Origin of the sequence: Stackebrandtia soli, from assembly GCF_965137155.1 — a bacterium.
Lineage (GTDB): Bacteria > Actinomycetota > Actinomycetes > Mycobacteriales > Micromonosporaceae > Stackebrandtia > Stackebrandtia soli.
This window is the reverse complement of the sequence record NZ_CBCRZX010000071.1, coordinates 1-16,494: the sequence shown is the minus strand read 5'-3', so window position 1 is coordinate 16,494 and position 16,494 is coordinate 1. Positions and strand designations below refer to the sequence as shown.

Annotated in this window: 16 protein-coding genes; 6 read left to right on the top strand and 10 right to left on the bottom strand. The window is 68.0% G+C overall.

Annotated elements, in window-relative coordinates; genetic code table 11:
• Both ACM9NP_RS23105 and ACM9NP_RS23100 read left to right on the top strand, forming a co-directional pair.
• On the top strand, positions 1-784 hold a 784-nt coding region (locus ACM9NP_RS23105), incomplete at its 5' end, for an MATE family efflux transporter (RefSeq protein WP_415648874.1).
• Between the two features lie 12 nt (positions 785-796).
• On the top strand, positions 797-1,567 hold the full coding sequence (locus ACM9NP_RS23100; protein WP_415648873.1) for a class I SAM-dependent methyltransferase: 771 nt from the start codon (positions 797-799) through the stop codon (positions 1,565-1,567).
• Positions 1,568-1,729: 162 nt separating this feature from the next.
• Here ACM9NP_RS23100 and ACM9NP_RS23095 read toward each other — a convergent pair whose 3' ends face one another.
• Entirely contained in the window at positions 1,730-2,536 is an 807-nt protein-coding gene (locus ACM9NP_RS23095) for a WecB/TagA/CpsF family glycosyltransferase (RefSeq protein WP_415648876.1), read from the bottom strand.
• Between the two features lie 152 nt (positions 2,537-2,688).
• On the opposite strand from ACM9NP_RS23095, the gene ACM9NP_RS23090 reads away from it, so the two are divergent.
• The 4 genes from ACM9NP_RS23090 (at position 2,689) to ACM9NP_RS23075 (ending at position 6,411) form a co-directional block, all read left to right on the top strand.
• The gene (locus tag ACM9NP_RS23090; RefSeq protein WP_415648872.1) at positions 2,689-3,699 is read left to right on the top strand and encodes a sulfotransferase; all 1,011 of its coding nucleotides are present in this window, start codon (positions 2,689-2,691) and stop codon (positions 3,697-3,699) included.
• Positions 3,692-4,597: a glycosyltransferase family 2 protein gene (locus tag ACM9NP_RS23085; protein ID WP_415648871.1), complete on the top strand. Its 906-nt coding sequence runs from the start codon at positions 3,692-3,694 to the stop codon at positions 4,595-4,597. The genes ACM9NP_RS23090 and ACM9NP_RS23085 overlap by 8 nt, the downstream gene beginning before the upstream one ends.
• Positions 4,598-4,699: 102 nt before the next feature.
• Positions 4,700-6,058 (top strand): hypothetical protein, encoded by a 1,359-nt coding sequence (locus tag ACM9NP_RS23080; RefSeq protein WP_415648870.1) that lies wholly within the window; start codon positions 4,700-4,702, stop codon positions 6,056-6,058.
• A 227-nt stretch (positions 6,059-6,285) separates the two neighbouring features.
• Positions 6,286-6,411, top strand: a complete 126-nt coding sequence (locus tag ACM9NP_RS23075) for a hypothetical protein (RefSeq protein ID WP_415648869.1) — start codon at positions 6,286-6,288, stop codon at positions 6,409-6,411.
• A gap of 189 nt (positions 6,412-6,600) precedes the next feature.
• On the opposite strand, the gene ACM9NP_RS23070 is transcribed toward ACM9NP_RS23075, so the two are convergent.
• The 9 genes from ACM9NP_RS23070 to ACM9NP_RS23030 form a co-directional block, all read right to left on the bottom strand.
• The gene (locus ACM9NP_RS23070; protein WP_415648868.1) at positions 6,601-7,602 is read right to left on the bottom strand and encodes a hypothetical protein; all 1,002 of its coding nucleotides are present in this window, start codon (positions 7,600-7,602) and stop codon (positions 6,601-6,603) included.
• On the bottom strand, positions 7,599-8,117 hold the full coding sequence (locus ACM9NP_RS23065) for a SigE family RNA polymerase sigma factor (RefSeq protein WP_415648867.1): 519 nt from the start codon (positions 8,115-8,117) through the stop codon (positions 7,599-7,601). Before ACM9NP_RS23065 ends, ACM9NP_RS23070 begins: the two co-directional genes overlap by 4 nt.
• A 111-nt stretch (positions 8,118-8,228) precedes the next feature.
• A complete protein-coding gene (locus ACM9NP_RS23060; RefSeq protein WP_415648866.1) occupies positions 8,229-8,618 on the bottom strand; it encodes a hypothetical protein in 390 nt (129 codons plus the stop codon).
• A 50-nt stretch (positions 8,619-8,668) separates the two neighbouring features.
• Positions 8,669-8,854, bottom strand: coding sequence for a hypothetical protein (locus ACM9NP_RS23055; protein ID WP_415648865.1), 186 nt, complete (start codon positions 8,852-8,854; stop codon positions 8,669-8,671).
• Positions 8,845-9,069: a hypothetical protein gene (locus ACM9NP_RS23050; protein WP_415648864.1), complete on the bottom strand. Its 225-nt coding sequence runs from the start codon at positions 9,067-9,069 to the stop codon at positions 8,845-8,847. Before ACM9NP_RS23050 ends, ACM9NP_RS23055 begins: the two co-directional genes overlap by 10 nt.
• Before the next feature lie 101 nt (positions 9,070-9,170).
• A complete protein-coding gene (gene fahA, locus ACM9NP_RS23045; RefSeq protein WP_415648875.1) occupies positions 9,171-10,343 on the bottom strand; it encodes a fumarylacetoacetase in 1,173 nt (390 codons plus the stop codon).
• 974 nt (positions 10,344-11,317) lie between these two features.
• The gene (locus ACM9NP_RS23040) at positions 11,318-12,508 is read right to left on the bottom strand and encodes a homogentisate 1,2-dioxygenase (protein WP_415648863.1); all 1,191 of its coding nucleotides are present in this window, start codon (positions 12,506-12,508) and stop codon (positions 11,318-11,320) included.
• A gap of 63 nt (positions 12,509-12,571) precedes the next feature.
• Positions 12,572-13,906: an MFS transporter gene (locus ACM9NP_RS23035; protein ID WP_415648862.1), complete on the bottom strand. Its 1,335-nt coding sequence runs from the start codon at positions 13,904-13,906 to the stop codon at positions 12,572-12,574.
• Between the two features lie 33 nt (positions 13,907-13,939).
• Positions 13,940-16,270: a cytochrome P450/oxidoreductase gene (locus ACM9NP_RS23030; RefSeq protein WP_415648861.1), complete on the bottom strand. Its 2,331-nt coding sequence runs from the start codon at positions 16,268-16,270 to the stop codon at positions 13,940-13,942.
• Between the last annotated feature and the right edge of the window lie 224 nt (positions 16,271-16,494).

Here is a 16,494-nt window from a genome sequence, read left to right as displayed (position 1 = left end):
CTACACCTGGCCGCGAGCGCTCGCGGGAGTCGCTCAGCTGGCGCTCCAACGTCTCGACATCCTGCTGGTGGCGAGCCTGCTCGGTTTCGCCGAGGCCGCCGTGTACACCGTGGCCACCCGGTTCGTCACGCTCGGGCAGTTGGCGACCGGCGCGATCGGGACTGCCGCGCAACCCCGCCTGGCGACCTGCATGGGGCGCGGTGACTACGCGACGGCTCGGGCGCTCTACCAGACGACGACCGCGTGGATCGTCCTGGCGACCTGGCCGCTGTTCCTGACGACGGCGGTCGCGGCGCCGTTCTATCTGGGGCTGTTCGGCCCCGAGTACACAGGGGACGACGCGGTCGCGGTCGTGTGGGTGCTGGCGGCGGGGATGGTCCTGTCGAGCGGCTGTGGCGTCGTCGACATGGTGCTGTCGATGGCGGGCCGGACCAGTTGGCAGCTCTACAACGTGTGCGCCGCGCTCGCCGTGAACGTCACGATCGATCTGCTGTTGATTCCGCGTTGGGGCATCCTCGGCGCGGCGATCGGCTGGACGGCCGCGCTGGCCGTCAACAACCTGATCCCCTTGTGCCAGTTGGCTTTCACCTTTGGTTTGCACCCGTTCGGACGGTCGACGACGCGGGCGATGGCGCTCGCGGCGGCCTGTTTCGTGGTGCCGCCGTTGGCCGGGGAGAGCTTTGGCTCGACCGCGCTCGTCGTGTCGGTGATGGCGGCCGTCGGCTGCTATCTGGCGACCGCCTGGCGTTTCCGAGCGACCTTGATAAGACCGGCAACTACGTGAGGATGGGAACCGATGCGCACCGATTACACCGAGGTATTCCGCGACCCGGACGCGGTCAACAAGTACGCGGAGGAGGTGTACGCGGAGGGGTCGTTCTCCTCGGTCGTGTCGGCGCGCCAGGAGCAGTGGTTGCGCGGTTTCGTCGCTCAGGCGTTCGCGACGCCACCGGTCCAGCACGATTTCGCGTGCGGGACGGGCCGCGCGATGCGGATGCTGGACGGGGTGGTGGCGGCGGCACACGGCTACGACACCTCGGAGGCGATGCTGGACAAGGCGCGGGATCTGGGCACACCGGGGCGGCTGCATGTCGTCTCGGAGACGGGGCCGTTGCCGACGAGCGACGAGCGTCCCGCCGTCGTGACGATGTTCCGGTTGCTGCTCAACGCGTCCGAGCCGGTCCGTGATCGGGCGTTGGACTTCGCGGCGGGCATGCTGCCGGACACGGCGGCCGGGCTGCTCATCTGCGAGAACCACGGCAGCGCCTCGTCGCTGCGGCATCTGCGGGCGCTCTTCGGTCGGACGGATCCGGAGTGGTTCGCGGAGCTGAGGCACTCCGACGTGGTGGGTCTGCTCGGGCGGCATGGCTTCGAGGTGGTGGCGCGGCAGGGTTTCACGATGCTGACGCGAGGTTGTTACGAGCGGGCGCCGCTCTCCTGGGTCGCTCCGGGGCTGGATGATCTGGTGTCTCGGCGGCGCTGGCTGGCGCGGTACGCGACGGACGTCGTGTACATCGCCCGACGCCGACGGCCTCGCCGGGTGCGTCCGCGTCAACCGGTTCTCTGAGGCGGGCCCGGCGCGTTCGGGCCGGGCCGATCGGTTTCGCTCCGTCGTTCCGGGGGAGGGGTACCCCCACGCTGGTCGTCGTCCACGACGCGCGATCGGCCGGTTAAGACTGGGCCGGGTCACGGTCCGACGGTCGGCCCGGTGGCGCGCCGCGTTCGAGCGTCAGCGGCGAAGGCCTCGGAGTCCGCAGCGGACGAGCAGACCCGCCGCGACGGGAACGTCCTGGGCGTACCGGGAGAACAGTCGGCGCGGCTCGGATGCCAAGCGGTGCAGCCATTCCACGCCACCGCGTTGCATCCACACGGGTGCCCGGTTCCGGATGCCCGCCACGAAGTCGATGGCGGCGCCGCATCCGAGGAACCACGCGGACGGCAGTCGCCGAGAGAGCCTTTCGATGAGTCGTTCCTGTTTGGGGAAACCGAGACCGACGAAGACGATGTCGGCGTCGCTGACGCGCAGGTCGGCGACGAGCATGTCCATCGTGTCGGTGTCGCGGTCGAAGCCGATCGGTGGGCTGCACGCCCCCGCGACGTGCAGGCCGGCGCAGGTCGCGGCGAGCCGGTCACCCGCGATGGCGGCGGTCGCCCGATCACCGCCCGGGGCGCCGCCGATGAGGTAGACGCGGCGCCCGTCGGCCGCGGCGGCGTGCGACAGGCTCCAGATGAGGTCGCTTCCCGCGACCCGTTCGGGAAGGCTGCTGCCTTCGAGCCGGGACGCCCACACCAGGGGCGCGCCGTCGGCGACGATCAGATCGGAGTCGGCGACGTGGCGGCGGGCGTCGGGGTCTCGGCGGACCTGACGCAGAATGTCCACATTGGGGGTGACGATGCGCCCCCCACGGCCGTCGGCGAGGCACCGTCGGACGTGGCTCACGACTTCGGGACCGGTCAGCGGGTCGAACGCGAGCCCGCCGAGCGCGATCCGGGGACGCGGTGGCGTCACGGTCGCTTCACCAACAGTTGTAATCATGTTCACGCGGGTCGACGCTAGTGGCAACCACCACCGAAGGTGGTCATTTCGGCGCTTCCCTTGTCTTTTCCCAAGTCCGCGCGGCTTTGGGCGTGTCCTTTCGGGTACCTGAACCGGTTATACAGATGAGGATCGTCGACGGGGGGCGAAACATGTCTGATTCGGACACACGTACCAGGGTTGTCTTCATCGGCGGGTTGGGCCGCAGCGGAACGACCCTCCTGGAGCGGTTGCTCGGTCAGCTTCCCAAGACCTTGCCGCTCGGGGAGGTCGCCCACCTGTGGGAGCGCGACGCGCGCGACGACGAGAGCTGCGCCTGCGGGTCGGTGTTCTCCTCGTGCGAGTTCTGGCAGCGGGTCGGGAAGTCGGCGTTCGGGGGTTGGGACGGCGTCGATCTGGATCGGATCGCGGAGTTGGCGAGCACGGTCGACCGGACCAGGTTCATCCCGACCTTGGCGGCCCGGCACCTGAGGGAACCGCACGCCGCGCTCGTCGCCGAGTACTGCGGTTACTACGAGAAGCTGTACACGGCGGCGGCGCGGGACGCGGGTGCGCGGATCGTCATCGACTCGTCGAAGCACGCCTCCCTCGCCTACTGTCTAAGGTGGAGTGAACGGATCGATTTGCGGGTGATGCACGTCGTACGGGATTCGCGCGGCGTCGCGTACTCGTGGACGAAACGCGTCCGCCGCCCCGAATCGTCCGACGGGGACGAGATGACGCGTTATTCCCCCGCGCGCGCCGCGATGCTGTGGAACGCGCAGAACGCCGCCTTCGGTCTGCTGCGGCGGCGCGGCGTCCCGGTGCGGCGAGTGCGGTACGAGGAGTTGATGGCGAACCCGCGCGCGATGGTCGCCCGGCTCGCCCGGTGGATGAAGCACCCCGTCGAGGAGGACCACCTCCGGTTCATCGGCGACGACTACGCGGACCTGGGGCCGAGCCATTCGGCGGCGGGCAATCCGATGCGGTTCACGGTCGGGCGCGTGGCGTTGCGACACGACAACGCGTGGAGGACGAACCTCCCGGCATCGCGCCGTCGGCTGGTATCTACTTTGACTCGTCCGCTGCTGCGCAGGTACGGGTACCGCGACGGCGGGATCGCCGTCCCGGCCGCTCAGCCCACCGACGACGTCACTATCCCCATAGGAGTTCGCCATGAGTGACTGGCCATCGATCGGGGTCGTGGTCCCGACGCACCACCGGCCGGAACAGCTGCGTGCCACCCTCGCGGCCATCCGAGCGCAGGCCTATCCGGGGTACGTCGAGACGGTCGTCGTGTTCGACCGCGCCAAGCCCGACACGAGTCTCGAAAGTGCCGACGAACACCCGGTCCGGGTCGTCAAGAACAGTCGGACACCGGGCCTGGCGGGCGCGCGCAACACGGGAATCACCGCCCTGGACACAGATCTGGTCGCGTTCTGCGACGACGACGACGTGTGGCTGCCCGGCAAGCTCACCGCGCAGGTCGCCGCGCTCGGCGCCGACTCGGAGATGGTGACGTGCGCGATCAACGTCCTGTTCCAGGGTCGAGTGACCCCACGGACGGCGGGGCGAAGGATCATCCGACAGGTCGACCTGTTGCGCTCGCGCATGATGATGGTGCACGCGTCCACGTTCCTGATTCGACGGACGGCGCTGTTGGGTGGGCTCGGGCTCGTCGCCGAGGACGCCCCGGGAAGCCAGAACGAGGACTGGGATCTGCTGCTGCGGGCGGCCAGGCGAGCGCCGATCGTCCATGTCGACACGCCCTATACGAACGTCCATTGGGGTGGATCGTTCTTCGAGACGCGTTACGACACGAAGATCTCGTCGCTGCGATGGATGCTCGATCAGCATCCGGAGTTGCACGGCAGCCCGATCGGCGCGGCCCGCGTCTACGGGCAACTGTCGTGTTGGCACGCCGCGATCGGCGATCGCCGAGGGGCCCTGCGGTGGGCGCGTCTCGCCTCGCAGTCGCAGTGGAGGGAGCCGCGCGCGATGATCGGCGCCGCCGCCGCGCTCGGCCTCGTGAAGGTGCCCACCGTGATGGGTTTCCTGCATCGGCGCGGTCGCGGAATCTGACTGTCGCCCACGCGGAACCTCGCCGGCCGCAACCGTTGTGCCCGGCGTTATGGTGCCCGTTCGGATCTCGAAGGGCTGGCCGGGGATCGCTACGGTGTCGACATGCGTATTCACCCCCACGACCACGGCGACGGCTCGAGTCTGGTCGCCTTCGCGGGCGGGCTGTTCGCCATCTGGATGGTGCTCGGGCCGTTCTACGCGTGGCGGCTCGCGGCCGACAGTTTGGTCGCGATGGAACCGGTCCCCGTCGAAACGCTGTGCCCGGCGTTGTCACCGCTCAGCGGCGACGTCGAGTACGACGAGGCCAACGACGTGTGCACGGCGACAACGGAGCTTGTCCCGGAAGGCGGCCTTCCCGCCCGAACGGTCGCCGTCGACATCTCCGCCGACGTCATCGGTGCACGCGAGGCGTTGCGAAGCGGAACCCCGAGCATGCGTGCCGCGGCGCATCCGTGCGTCGGCCCGGCGGTGACGCCGGAACCGCCGCTCGTCGACGCGGATTTCGTCACCGAGCACTGTGTCCACCTCAAGGAATACGATCCGGGGTTCGAGGCCGAGTTCGCCGCACCCGGCCAGCGGATCACCGTGGGCGGGATCTTCGATCCGGCCGTCGCGGTCACGCCCGGCGAACGCGAGCAGCTTGAGACGCTCGTCCGTGAGGTCACCGAGTCCACCGTGGCCGTCCTCAATGGGAATAGCGGTCAGGTCCGGGATCTGTGGCAGTTGCGGTGGCAGGGGACCGTGCTGGGCATGGGGTTGCTGGTGACAGCCGCCGGGGCCGGGTGGCTTGGGGCACACCGATTGTGGCGAGCCCACATCGTCCTGAGGCTCGTCGGCGGAGTACCCGCGGCACCGGCGGCTCCCGTCATGATGCCCGCCGTCGTCGTACTCGCCACGTTGGCGTTGGGCACGGGCGGCGCGATCTCTCCGTATCCGTCGAGCCCGGCGTTCTACGAGCCATCGGTCGGTGATGGTTCGGAGTGGACGATGCGGCCACCTGCGGCGGAGGACCCGGTGTTGGACCGGATCGCCCCGGCCGCGTCGGAGATGGCGGCGATCTGTGTGGATCTCCGCGGATCGCTGTCGAAGACGGGTGACGCGTCGAGCGGACCGAACATCGGCGATCAGTACTGCGAATATCGCGTCACGATTGACGGCGAGGAGGTCGAGGTGAGGTTCGCGTGGGCCGCCGTCGTCCCGGATCTGATTCCCGTCGATCCTGCGGTTCGCGACATCTGCGCCGGTGCCCCACCGGGGGTGTCAACGGCCACCACGGTCGACGACGTGGCGGTGTGCGTGACGGACAGTGGACCGGGCTTGGTGGCGCACTCCGTGGTGGGTTTCGAGCTGCGGTCGACGTACTTCGAGTTCGTGTTCCTCGCCGATGACGGACGGGATCTGACCGGCGCCCACACCGATCTGACGGCCGCCGCCATCGATCTGATCGACTCCGCGCCCTGAGCCACGCCAGCACATCGACGACTACCAACCACAATGTCTCGTTCCGAGCGAATTCGCCTGTGCTACTCACCATTGGGGAATGCCCGCCCTCGATCCGAATAGGAATGCCGTCAGCCCACTCCTCGCCATCGGCGGCGTCGCCCTCGCTCTGTGTCATCGACACGCGGGAGAGAGACGTCGACGGGACCACCGTGTGCGGCGCCGAATACGAGGACACGATCGTCTCGGTGCTGCACGTACGATCGACGGAGGTGTTCGTCAGGCACTATGCGCGGTTCGGCGTGAGCGACATCCGCGATCGCCACGAGGACATCGTCGCCTCCATCGTGGAGCTGACTGCCGTCTCATCCTGAGATCGATCATCCACTATCGACCGATGGCGGTTGCTCAACGCGTTGTCGCAGCTTGGCGGTCGAACCGGTTCGCGAATGATCATTGAGGACGGCCTGACGCGAATCGTGCTACTTCACGGCCACCACCGATCCCATTCAGGCGCGCCGATGATCACCCTGCCTCCCACTGGGTGATCATCGGCGTCCGAACTACTCGATCGGCGTCGTCGGCAACGCTTCGAGGAGCGCGAGCATGTCATCCGCGTCCAAACGCGTCGTCTTGTCACCGACATGCGCGTCCGCATCAGGTTTCTCGGACCAGCCGACCTCGTCGTGGATCGTGGCGGAGAAGGTCACCGCCGAACCGTCGTCACGCACGAGGATGACCTGCAAAGTGCGCTCCGCGATCGCGTTCATCTCCAGGAAGTTCTTCTCCCGCTCGACGACGTAGTACGTCTCACCGCTCGGCGCGTCGGCCTCGGAGACGGTGCATTCCTCGACCCAGTACTCGGTGTCGTAGAACCCGCACCGCAACAGATCTACATCGTCCAGTGCGTACGTGCCGGGACCGTATGCGTTCGCCTCGAACTCCTCGTAGATCCCGTCGGTCCGGATCTGGACAGGACCGGCGTGCATCGCCACGTTCGGTTCCCCACGCACCTGGATGAGCTCGTACACGACACGTTGGTCGGTTTCGGCCCCACTCTCGTCCATGAAGACCTGATTGATGGGGGTGAAGACCGGTTCGCCCCAGTGCGGACGCGCGTTGTCGTCACCGTCGTCGTTTTCGTCACCTTCACCTTCACCGTCACCGGCATCGCCCTCGCGAATCCTCCAGTCGATTTCGATGTCGGGGTGGTTGGCGTCGAAGGTGTTCCAGAACGCGCTCGTATAGTCGTCAATGGATGGATACGGCGGCATCCCGAAGTCGAGGACCTCCCAGTGTGGACCCCGATCGTCCACTCCGAGATCGGTCTGGTGGTCATCGCGAATGCTGGGTCCAGCGGGAACGTCCGTCTCGCCCGTTCCTGGTCCGAGCGCCGTGGCCACCAAGGCGATGCCGAGGACGCCCGCTACGACTCCCGCGACCGAGCCGCCGACGAGGAGCCCCCGCCGTCGACGTTCCCGATGGATCATGCCGTCGAGATCGACGATGACACCGCCCGGGCGAGTCACCTCCCCGTCGATCCGTGCCTTCAAGTCCTTGGTCATGCGTGTATTCCTTTCAGTTCCTCGATCGCCGCGTCCTCTAGCAGAACGGTGAGCGCCTTCAGGCCACGAGAGGTCTGTGTCTTGACCGTTCCCTCGGAACAGCCCATGACGATCGCCGTGTCCTGCACCGACATGTCCTCCCAGTGCCGCAACAGGACGGCCTGCCGTTGCCTCGGTGGCAACTGGGCGAGCGCCGTCAGGACCGAGAGTCGGCTCGCCGTCTGGTCGCTCGGATCGTGACTGTGGCGGTCGGGCAGCACCTCGGCGACGCGTTCGCGACGGAACCAGCCCGTTCTTCGGTCGTCGTGCAGCAGGTTGACGATGATCCGGCGCACGTAGGCGTCGGGATTGGTGTGCGCGACCTTCGTCCACTTGCGATACAACCGGACGAGGGAGCGTTGGACGATGTCCTCCGCCTGATGCCAGTCACGGCACTGCGCGAAGGCGAACGACGCGAGGCGTTGCAGCCTCGAGTTCACGAACTCGCGATAGTCCTGTTCGCTGTCTCTGTTCATGGGCTCTGCTTTCTGAGGCGGTCACGGGCATAACGGGCCCCAGAGCGGTCGGCGTTGACACGGGGGCGGATCGGGTTTTCGAACACGCCGTCCAAATGGGGCCTGCCGCGGTCAGCCTCGGTCGCTTCGCACCAGTATCGCGATCAGCCGGACGGTGCGGACCAGGCAGAGCACGGCGGCGATCGACACACCGAGGCTGAGCGCCCACATCACGTGCCCGGAACCGAAATCGGGAGTGAGCGGGGCCGTGACAGCGAAGAGAACGATGATAATGGACAGTCCACAGACGACAAAATACGCTGTGACGAGGCCCGGACCGGACCGATCTCGGCGGTATCGGACGCCCCACAACATCGCCGCCGGTATCCCGAACAGCCACATCGTCGGCTGCCATACCTCGCCGAACGCCACGACGCACATCCCCGCGTGCAGGATCGCCGCGTTCGTCGCGGCGAACGCGGCGTCGCGCAGCGCGGCCCAGTACCTCGCGTCGTCGTCCATGGCTCATCCTCTCGACGCCAGACACGGTGCCACGTGCGCGCAAGCGCCGGTCAGCGTCGCGACGTCGATCTCTCCATGAGCGACGACAACGACACCGAACGGACGACGCAGAACGCGGCGCTCGCCGTCGCCGCGCTCGCGAGGATCCACGCGAGCCACGGGGGCCCGAACCGGGCGTCGGTGAACAGTGCCTCCACGGGGATCGCGAACAGCGCCACGCCGTGGATCAGGCACACGATGGTGTCATGAATCCGAGGCCGCTCTTGCGATTGAGCTTGTTGTCGAGCGAGATGACGGCGAGCGCCACCGTTGCGACGGGGCCCAGCGCGAGCGGCCGTCCGATGTCGGCGGTCAACGTCGCGGCCATGCCCGCGTAGCAGACCGTCGCGTTGATCGAGCCGAAGATGATGTCCCGTTGCCGCGCCCGCAGGCGCGGCGTTTCGTCCGTCATGGCGGCAACTCCTTCACCGTGTCACGGATACCGTGCCACGACGACGATGCCGCCGCCTCGACCGAATGTCCACATTCAGTGGTTGTGGTTCCGGTCTCGGTTCAGCGGGACGAGAGGATCCTCCCGGTGACCTCGCCGAAGCCGATCCGACCGCCGTCGAGGCCGGGTGCCGTCGCGGTGATCGTCACCGTGTCGCCGTCTTCGAGGAAGGTTCGGGCTTCGCCGTTGACGGTGACGGGTTCGGTTCCGCCCCAGGTCAACTCGATGAACGCGCCGCGTTGGTCTCGGGCCGCGCCGGAGATCGTCCCGGACGCGTACAGGTCGCCGGTGCGGCTCGTGGCTCCGTTGATCGTCATGTGCGCCAGCATCTGCGCCGGGGACCAGTACATGTCCCGATATGGTGGGCGCGAGACGATCTGACCATTCCATTCGACGGCGAGGTCGATGTCCAATCCCCACGGTTGTGAGTGGATCAGGTACGGCAGGGGCGTCGGTTCCTGTGGTGGGGTGGGAACGCGCGCGGCGTCGAGTGCGGCGAGCGGCACGACCCACGGGGAGACGGACGTCGCGAAGCTCTTCCCGAGGAACGGGCCGAGGGGGACGTACTCCCATGCCTGGATGTCGCGGGCGGACCAGTCGTTGACGAGCACGGCGCCGAAGACGTGTTCGGCGATGTCGTCGGCGGCGATGGGGGAACCGAGCGGGGACCCGGTGCCGACGATGAATCCGAGTTCGGCCTCGATGTCGAGCCGGCGCGAGGGGCCGACGGTCGGGGTCGACTCGTCGGGGGCCTTGCGTTGCCCGATCGGGCGGACGATGTCGGTGCCGGAGACGACGACCGTTCCGGCACGCCCGTGGTAGCCGACGGGGAGGTGCTTCCAGTTCGGCATCAGCGGGGGCGATCCGGGGCGGAACAGTCGCCCGAGGTTCGTCGCGTGTTGTTCCGAGGCGTAGAAGTCGACGTAGTCGGCCACCTCGATCGGCAGCAGCATGATCACAGTAGACACACTGTGGACGTACTGCTCGGGGACGTCCTCCGCGAGCGCGGCGGTCAGTCGGGTCCGGGTCTCGTCCCAGAAGTCGCGTCCCCGTGCCATGAACGGGTTGAGCGACGGCCGCGCGAACACGTCGTCGGCGAGCAGCCCGGCCAGGTCGACGACGTGGTCACCGACGCGGACACCGACTCGCGGTGCGGCACCGGGCGCCGAGTACACGCCGTAGGGGAGGTTCGCCAAGCCGTACGGCGAATCGGCGGGGATGTCGATGACGGTCACCGGGTTGGTCCTTTCGGGAATGAATCGGTTGGGCCCGCCCCCGGGGCGTCCAGGCGGCGGTCCAGGCGGCGGCCGACGAGGGGCCGCCTTTCGTTGTCGGCAAAGGCATGCCTCCCACCATTGCGAGGCCGACCCGTCGGCTAACGGGCCGACCGTCAGGAGCCCGAGCGCCGCGAGCTCCGTGAGCGGATCGACGACGTCGCAGGTGCCGAACGAGACGAAGTTCGAACGGGCGGCGGCGATCCGGTCGTCGTCCAAGGCGGCGACGGTCGCCGCGACGCGTTCGGCGTCCCGGTCGTCGAGAATCGCCGTGATCGCCTCCACGTCGACGCCGCGCAGTGCCGCGTCCGTCGCCAGGAGGACGTTGAGGAAGCCGTGCTGTTCGTGGCCGGTCTCGGGATCGGTGTTGCGGACGGCGTGGTGCAGACCGGCGGTGGCCTTGAACGGAACACCGGCGGCGACGACGGACGCGATGCCGACGGCGAGTTCCGCCGCGTCGGGGTGCAGTTCCGGCCGAACACCGCCGGTGCGGAACTTCGCGCGATACCCGGTGGCGACGCACGCGGCGATCGCCTCGGCGCGGCGGGCGTCGCGCGGTATCTCGATGTAGACGGTCGCCGTTCCGACGTCGACTGTGGAGAGGACGTCGATCGCGGACGCCACCGACGTGTTCGACGGCAACGCGACCTCGACGGCGACGACGGTCACCGGCAGCGCTCGCGCGCGTTCGAGCCCCGCCGCCAGGGTCTCCGGTCCGCCCGGCGCCGTCACGATGACGTCGAGCGACGAGCCGTCTATCAACGGCGCCAAGGACTCCAGGTCGTCGACGGTGAGCACGAGCGGCCCGATCGCGTCGCGATAGGACGCGGCACGGTGCCCACGGTGGTCGACGACGGCGCGCGGCAGGGGTTTGAGTCCCGGCGGGAAGATCGCGGCGTCGTCGCACAGCCCTCGGACGAACGCGGGAAGGGTCGTCATGCGCGTCGACCCGCCCAGGTCCACGCGTACTCCGGGTCCTCGCAGGAGCGCCCGCCCTCACCGAGGTCGAGGGGCCGGAAGGTGTCGACCATGACGGCGAGTTCGTCGAAGTACTCGGCGCCGATGCTGCGTTCGTACGCGCCCGGCTGGGGGCCGTGGGCGTGCCCGCCGGGATGCAGCGAGATCGAGCCCTGGCCGATACCGGAACCCTTGCGGGCCTCGTAATCTCCGCCGCAGTAGAACATCACCTCATCAGAGTCGACATTGGAGTGATAGTACGGGACGGGGATGGCGAGCGGATGGTAGTCCACTTTGCGCGGTACGAAGTTGCACACGACGAAGTTGTGCCCCTCGAAGACCTGGTGCGCGGGCGGCGGCTGATGCACGCGGCCCGTGATCGGCTCGTAGTCGTGGACGCTGAACACGTACGGGTACAGGCAACCGTCCCAACCGACCACGTCGAACGGATGGTTCGGGTAGACGAGCCGCGTCCCCGCGATCTCGCCCCGAACGCGGTGTTTGACGAGGACCTCGACGTCCACACCGTCCTCCAGCAACGGCTCGGACGGGCCGCGCAGATCCCGCTCACAGTAGGGGGCGTGCTCCAGGAGCTGGCCGTACCGCGACAGGAAGCGCTTCGGAGGGGTGATGTGCGAGGACGCCTCGATCGCGTAGGCGCGCAGCGGGGCGTCTCCTGTCGGCACCCACCGGTGCGTCGTCGAGGCGGGCAACAACACGTAGTCACCCGGACCGACGTCGAGCGCCCCGAACACGGTCTCCACCCGCGCCGTGCCCGCCTCGACGTAGACGAGCTCGTCCCCGGAGGCGTTGCGGTACAGCGGAGACGGCTCGGTCGCGACGACATAGGAGAGTCGAACGTCGGCGTTGCCGAGTACGAGCCGCCGACCGGTCACGGCGTCGACGCCCGCCGCGTCGGCCGCGAACAGGTCGTGCAGGCGCAGGTGACGAGGAGCCAACGGATGGTTCGGCACCGTCGACTGATCCGGGACCGCCCACGGCCGCGCGTCGACGATCGCCGACGGGATGTGCCGGTGGTAGAGCAGCGACGAGTCGGAGGAGAAGCCCTCCTCCCCCATCAGCTCCTCGTAGTAGAGCCCACCGTCGGGTTTGCGGTGCTGGGTGTGCCGCTTCGGTGGAATCGAACCGACGGAACGATAGTACGCCATCGTATGTCTCCTTTGTACTGTCTGTTGCGGACCATTAACGGCCGTGGGCTCCGAGAGACGGAACTAGAGCGCGTCGAGGTCCACCCCCTTGGTCTCCCTGCTGACCGCGACCGCGAAGACCGTGATCACCATCGTCACCACGAGATAGCCGATGACGGTGCCGACGCCGTAGTTCTCGATGAGCCACACGGCGATGAACGGGGCGGGCGCGCCCGCGATGATCGACGAGCCCTGGAACACCAGCGACGAGCCCGCGTACCGGTACCGCGTCGGGAACAACTCCGTGATCCAGGCGGCCTCCGTACCCGCGAGCATGCCGTGGAAGAACGCTCCGACACAGACACCGATCCACAGCATCGGCAGGCTCTCCGTCTGCACGAGCCAGAAGAACGCCGGCGCCCACACCACGAGGATCACCGCCGGCACGAGCATCGCGACCTTGCGGCCCACCCGGTCCGACCACGCGCCGCCGCCGATCATGCCCAGGAACTGCGCGATCGACCCGAAGGTCACCGCGAGCACGACGGCCCCACGGTCGTAGTCGAAATAGGTCGTCGCGTAGGCGATGACGAAGACCGTGTAGATGTAGAAGGCGATGTTCTCGCCGAGCCGCATGCCGATGCCGCGCAGGACGGGCAGCGGGTTCGACAACGCCTCGACCACACTGGACCGCTTACGCTGCGGCTTCGACCGCTCCGCCTTGGCCGCGCTCTCCTGAGCGGCGCGGAACACCGGGGACTCCTCGACACTGCGCCGGATCCAGAAGCCGACCGCAAGCAGAGGCAACGCGACCAGGAACGCGACCCGCCAACCCCACTCGTCGAAGGCGTTGCCGGGGAACAGGAACGTGATGGTGGTGACGACCAGCGTCGCCAGCACCGTCCCCAGGGGAGCGCCGGCCTGCGGCCACGACGTCCAGAAACCGCGCCGCTTCGGTTCGCCGTACTCGCTGACCATGAGCACGGCCGCGCCGAACTCGCCGCCGAGCGCGAAGCCCTGCACCATGCGCAATCCGACGAGGAGGAAGGTCGCGGTGATGCCGATCTGGCCGTATGTCGGGAGTAGACCGATAGCGGCGGTCGAGACGCCCAACAGGGTGAACGTCGCCACCAGCATCGGTTTGCGACCGAACTTGTCACCCAGGTGACCGAAGACGATCCCGCCGAGCGGGCGGGCGACGAAACCGAGGCCCTGGGTGGCGAGCGCGAGCAACAGCTTCACGATCGCGCTGTCGCCGGGGAAGAAGAGCGGCCCGAGGACGGTCGCGGCGAGGATGCCGTAGATCGCGAAGTCGTACCACTCCAGGACCGCGCCGGCCATGCTGCCGGCGAGGACGCGACGGAAGTCGCGGCGGGAGGTCGGGGCGCCGGGTGCTGTCGCACGCGTCGTGGCGGCCATTCGGGTTCCTTTCGGGGACATCAGGTGTGGGGGCTACAGGCCGAGGGTCAGCCGGGTGCCGGTGGCGCGGGAACAGCACGTCATCATGACGGTGTTCGACGCGCGCTCGGCGTTGGTGAGGACGACGTCGCGGTGGTCGACGGCGCCGTCGAGGACGGTCACCTCGCACGATCCGCACAGACCCTCCTCGCAGTCGCTGGCGACGTCGATTCCTCGCGAGCGCAACGCGGAGAGGACGGTCTCGTCGGGGGCGACCGGGATCGTCAACCCCGAGTCGGCCAGTTCGAGGTCGAAGGAGTGCTCGACGGCGGGGTCGAGTTCCGTCCGCGTCGTCGTGAAGTGTTCGACGTGGAGTGTCTCTTCAGGCCAGTCGGCGGCACTCGCTTCGAGCGCGTCGAGGAGCCGTTGCGGACCGCACGCGTACACCCGGGTTCCGTTGGGGGCGCCGTCGAGCAGGGTCGAGACGTCGAGGCGGGTGCCCTCGGTGCTGGTGTGGACGGTCAGGTGCGCGCCGTGGTCGCGGGTCACGCGGTCCACGAACGCGGTGGAGGAAGCATCGCGGCGGCAGTACCGCAGCTCGTAGCTGGCGCCGATCGCGGCGAGGTGGTCGGCCATGGCGATGATCGGGGTGATGCCGATGCCGCCCGCGACGAGCACGTAGTGCGGGGCGTCGGGGTCGAGCCGGAAGTGGTTGCGGGGGCCGCGCATCCGCAGGGTGTCGCCGAGTGCGAGTCGTTCGTGGACATACCGGGAACCACCGCGGCCGTCCGGTTCGCGCAGGACGGCGAGCCGGTAGACGTCGCGCCGTTCCGGGTCGCCGCAGAGGGAGTACTGCCGGGACAGGTCGCCGAGTTCGAGGTCGACGTGCGCCCCTGGCGACCAGCGCGGCAGCGGCCGTCCGTTGCCATCGGACAGTTCGACGGCGAGGATGTCGCCGCCGAGCGGCTCGATCGCGGTCACGTTGACGGGACGGGTGATCGTCCGCTTCGTCGGCGCGCCGATGTGCAGGGCCGGGCGTGCCTTGTCGAGAATGGATGGATCGCGGCGCTCGGGGTTGGCTGCCGGGTCCCATTGCACGAGAAGGTGTTCGGGGCCGCGGAACGACGTGTTCGGCAGGTAGGTGACGCGCTGGTCGGGAACGAGTTCGAGGTGCGGCAGTCGGGTGGTCAGTTCTTCGAGGAAGACGCGCAGCTCCATGCGGGCGAGGTTCTTGCCCATGCACTGGTGGCTGCCGTAGCCGAAGGTGAGGTGGTCGACGGCGTTGTCGCGACGGATGTCGAACGCGTCGGCGTCGTCGAAGTGCCGGTCGTCGCGGTTCGCGGAGGAGTTCACGATCAGGAGCTTCGCTCCCTTGGGGACTGCGACGCCGCCGATCTGGGTGTCGGCCGTGACAAGCCGTCGCCACGCGGCGACGGAACCGTTGTGCCGCAGGCATTCCTCGACGGCGTTGGGAATGAGCGACTCGTCGGCGCACAGTTCGGCCCACGCCTGGCGGTTCTCCATGAGGACTTTGACGGCGTTCGCGGCGGCGTTGGCCGTCGTCTCGTGGGCCGCGACGATGCCCGCCATCATCATCGAGTGCAGGTAGGAGTCGGTGATGACGTCCGGCATGTCCTTCTGAAGGCGGATGCTGTAAGGCATCCAACCGTCGCCGGACGGGTCGGCTTTGAGCTTGTCGACGACGGTGCCCGCGAACTGCCAGAACTTGCCGACGGATTCGGCGACGGCGACCTGCTGGTCCCTGGACGGGCGGCCCCACGTGTTGACGGTGTGCGCGATCGAGAAGCGCCGCAGGGTGTCGACGTCCTCCTCCGGCACCCCGAGGAAGTGCAGCGCGACGGTGAGCGTGACCTCCCAGAACATGTCGTCGACGAGGTCCGCGTGGCCGGAGTCGACGAAGCGGTCGACGTACTCGCGGGTCAGCCGACGCACCATCGGTTCGTGCCGGGCGAGTTCCTTCGGAGTGAACGGGTCCATGAGGGCGCGGCGGCGCGGCATGTGCTCCGGTTCGTCCTCATTGACCAGTGTGCGGTTCATCGCGTAGTCGTAGGACGCGAGGACCTCGGTCGCCTCGTCGCAGACGGGCGTGATCTTCTCCAGCGCGATCGACGGCGAGAACAGGAGGTTGTCCCGGAAGACGGCCTTGACGTCCTCGTAGCGGGTGACGACCCAGTAGCCGAGCTCCGGGTTGTAGAAGACGGGCTCCTCGTCGCGGGACCAGCGCAGCGACGCGGGCGGGTCGGCCTGGTAGGCGTCGCCGAACGGGTCGAAGGCGGCGGCGCGCTCCGACACGGCGCCCGTCACCGGGCACCGGGGAGCGGACGACGCCCCGGTCACGGGACAGGTCGACGTCTCACTGCTCATCACCATCGCGACCACCTCGACATTTTCACCTGCGGATTTACTTTTATCGCACAACATGTATCGATAATTGAACAACAGGTTAGGTCGGAATGTGGCGAAGGTCAAGCGCCCGAACGCCCCGATTTCACTTTTCCGAAACCGCCCGGTAACAAGCCATGAAGCTCCCTCCCCACCCCAAAAGCCCAGCTCACCCCGGCAACGCCCAGCTCAGCTCAGCTCAGCTC

Excerpts from the sequence above, each read along its gene's own strand:
- ACM9NP_RS23085 (WP_415648871.1), top strand. The coding sequence starts at position 3,692 with ATGAGTGACTGGCCATCGATCGGGGTCGTGGTCCCGACGCACCACCGG.
- ACM9NP_RS23070 (WP_415648868.1), bottom strand. The coding sequence starts at position 7,602 with ATGACCAAGGACTTGAAGGCACGGATCGACGGGGAGGTGACTCGCCCG.
- ACM9NP_RS23080 (WP_415648870.1), top strand. The coding sequence starts at position 4,700 with ATGCGTATTCACCCCCACGACCACGGCGACGGCTCGAGTCTGGTCGCC.
- ACM9NP_RS23050 (WP_415648864.1), bottom strand. The coding sequence starts at position 9,069 with ATGACGGACGAAACGCCGCGCCTGCGGGCGCGGCAACGGGACATCATC.
- ACM9NP_RS23030 (WP_415648861.1), bottom strand. The coding sequence starts at position 16,270 with ATGAGCAGTGAGACGTCGACCTGTCCCGTGACCGGGGCGTCGTCCGCT.
- ACM9NP_RS23100 (WP_415648873.1), top strand. The coding sequence starts at position 797 with ATGCGCACCGATTACACCGAGGTATTCCGCGACCCGGACGCGGTCAAC.
- ACM9NP_RS23060 (WP_415648866.1), bottom strand. The coding sequence starts at position 8,618 with ATGGACGACGACGCGAGGTACTGGGCCGCGCTGCGCGACGCCGCGTTC.
- ACM9NP_RS23095 (WP_415648876.1), bottom strand. The coding sequence starts at position 2,536 with ATGATTACAACTGTTGGTGAAGCGACCGTGACGCCACCGCGTCCCCGG.
- ACM9NP_RS23090 (WP_415648872.1), top strand. The coding sequence starts at position 2,689 with ATGTCTGATTCGGACACACGTACCAGGGTTGTCTTCATCGGCGGGTTG.
- ACM9NP_RS23035 (WP_415648862.1), bottom strand. The coding sequence starts at position 13,906 with ATGGCCGCCACGACGCGTGCGACAGCACCCGGCGCCCCGACCTCCCGC.
- ACM9NP_RS23065 (WP_415648867.1), bottom strand. The coding sequence starts at position 8,117 with ATGAACAGAGACAGCGAACAGGACTATCGCGAGTTCGTGAACTCGAGG.
- ACM9NP_RS23040 (WP_415648863.1), bottom strand. The coding sequence starts at position 12,508 with ATGGCGTACTATCGTTCCGTCGGTTCGATTCCACCGAAGCGGCACACC.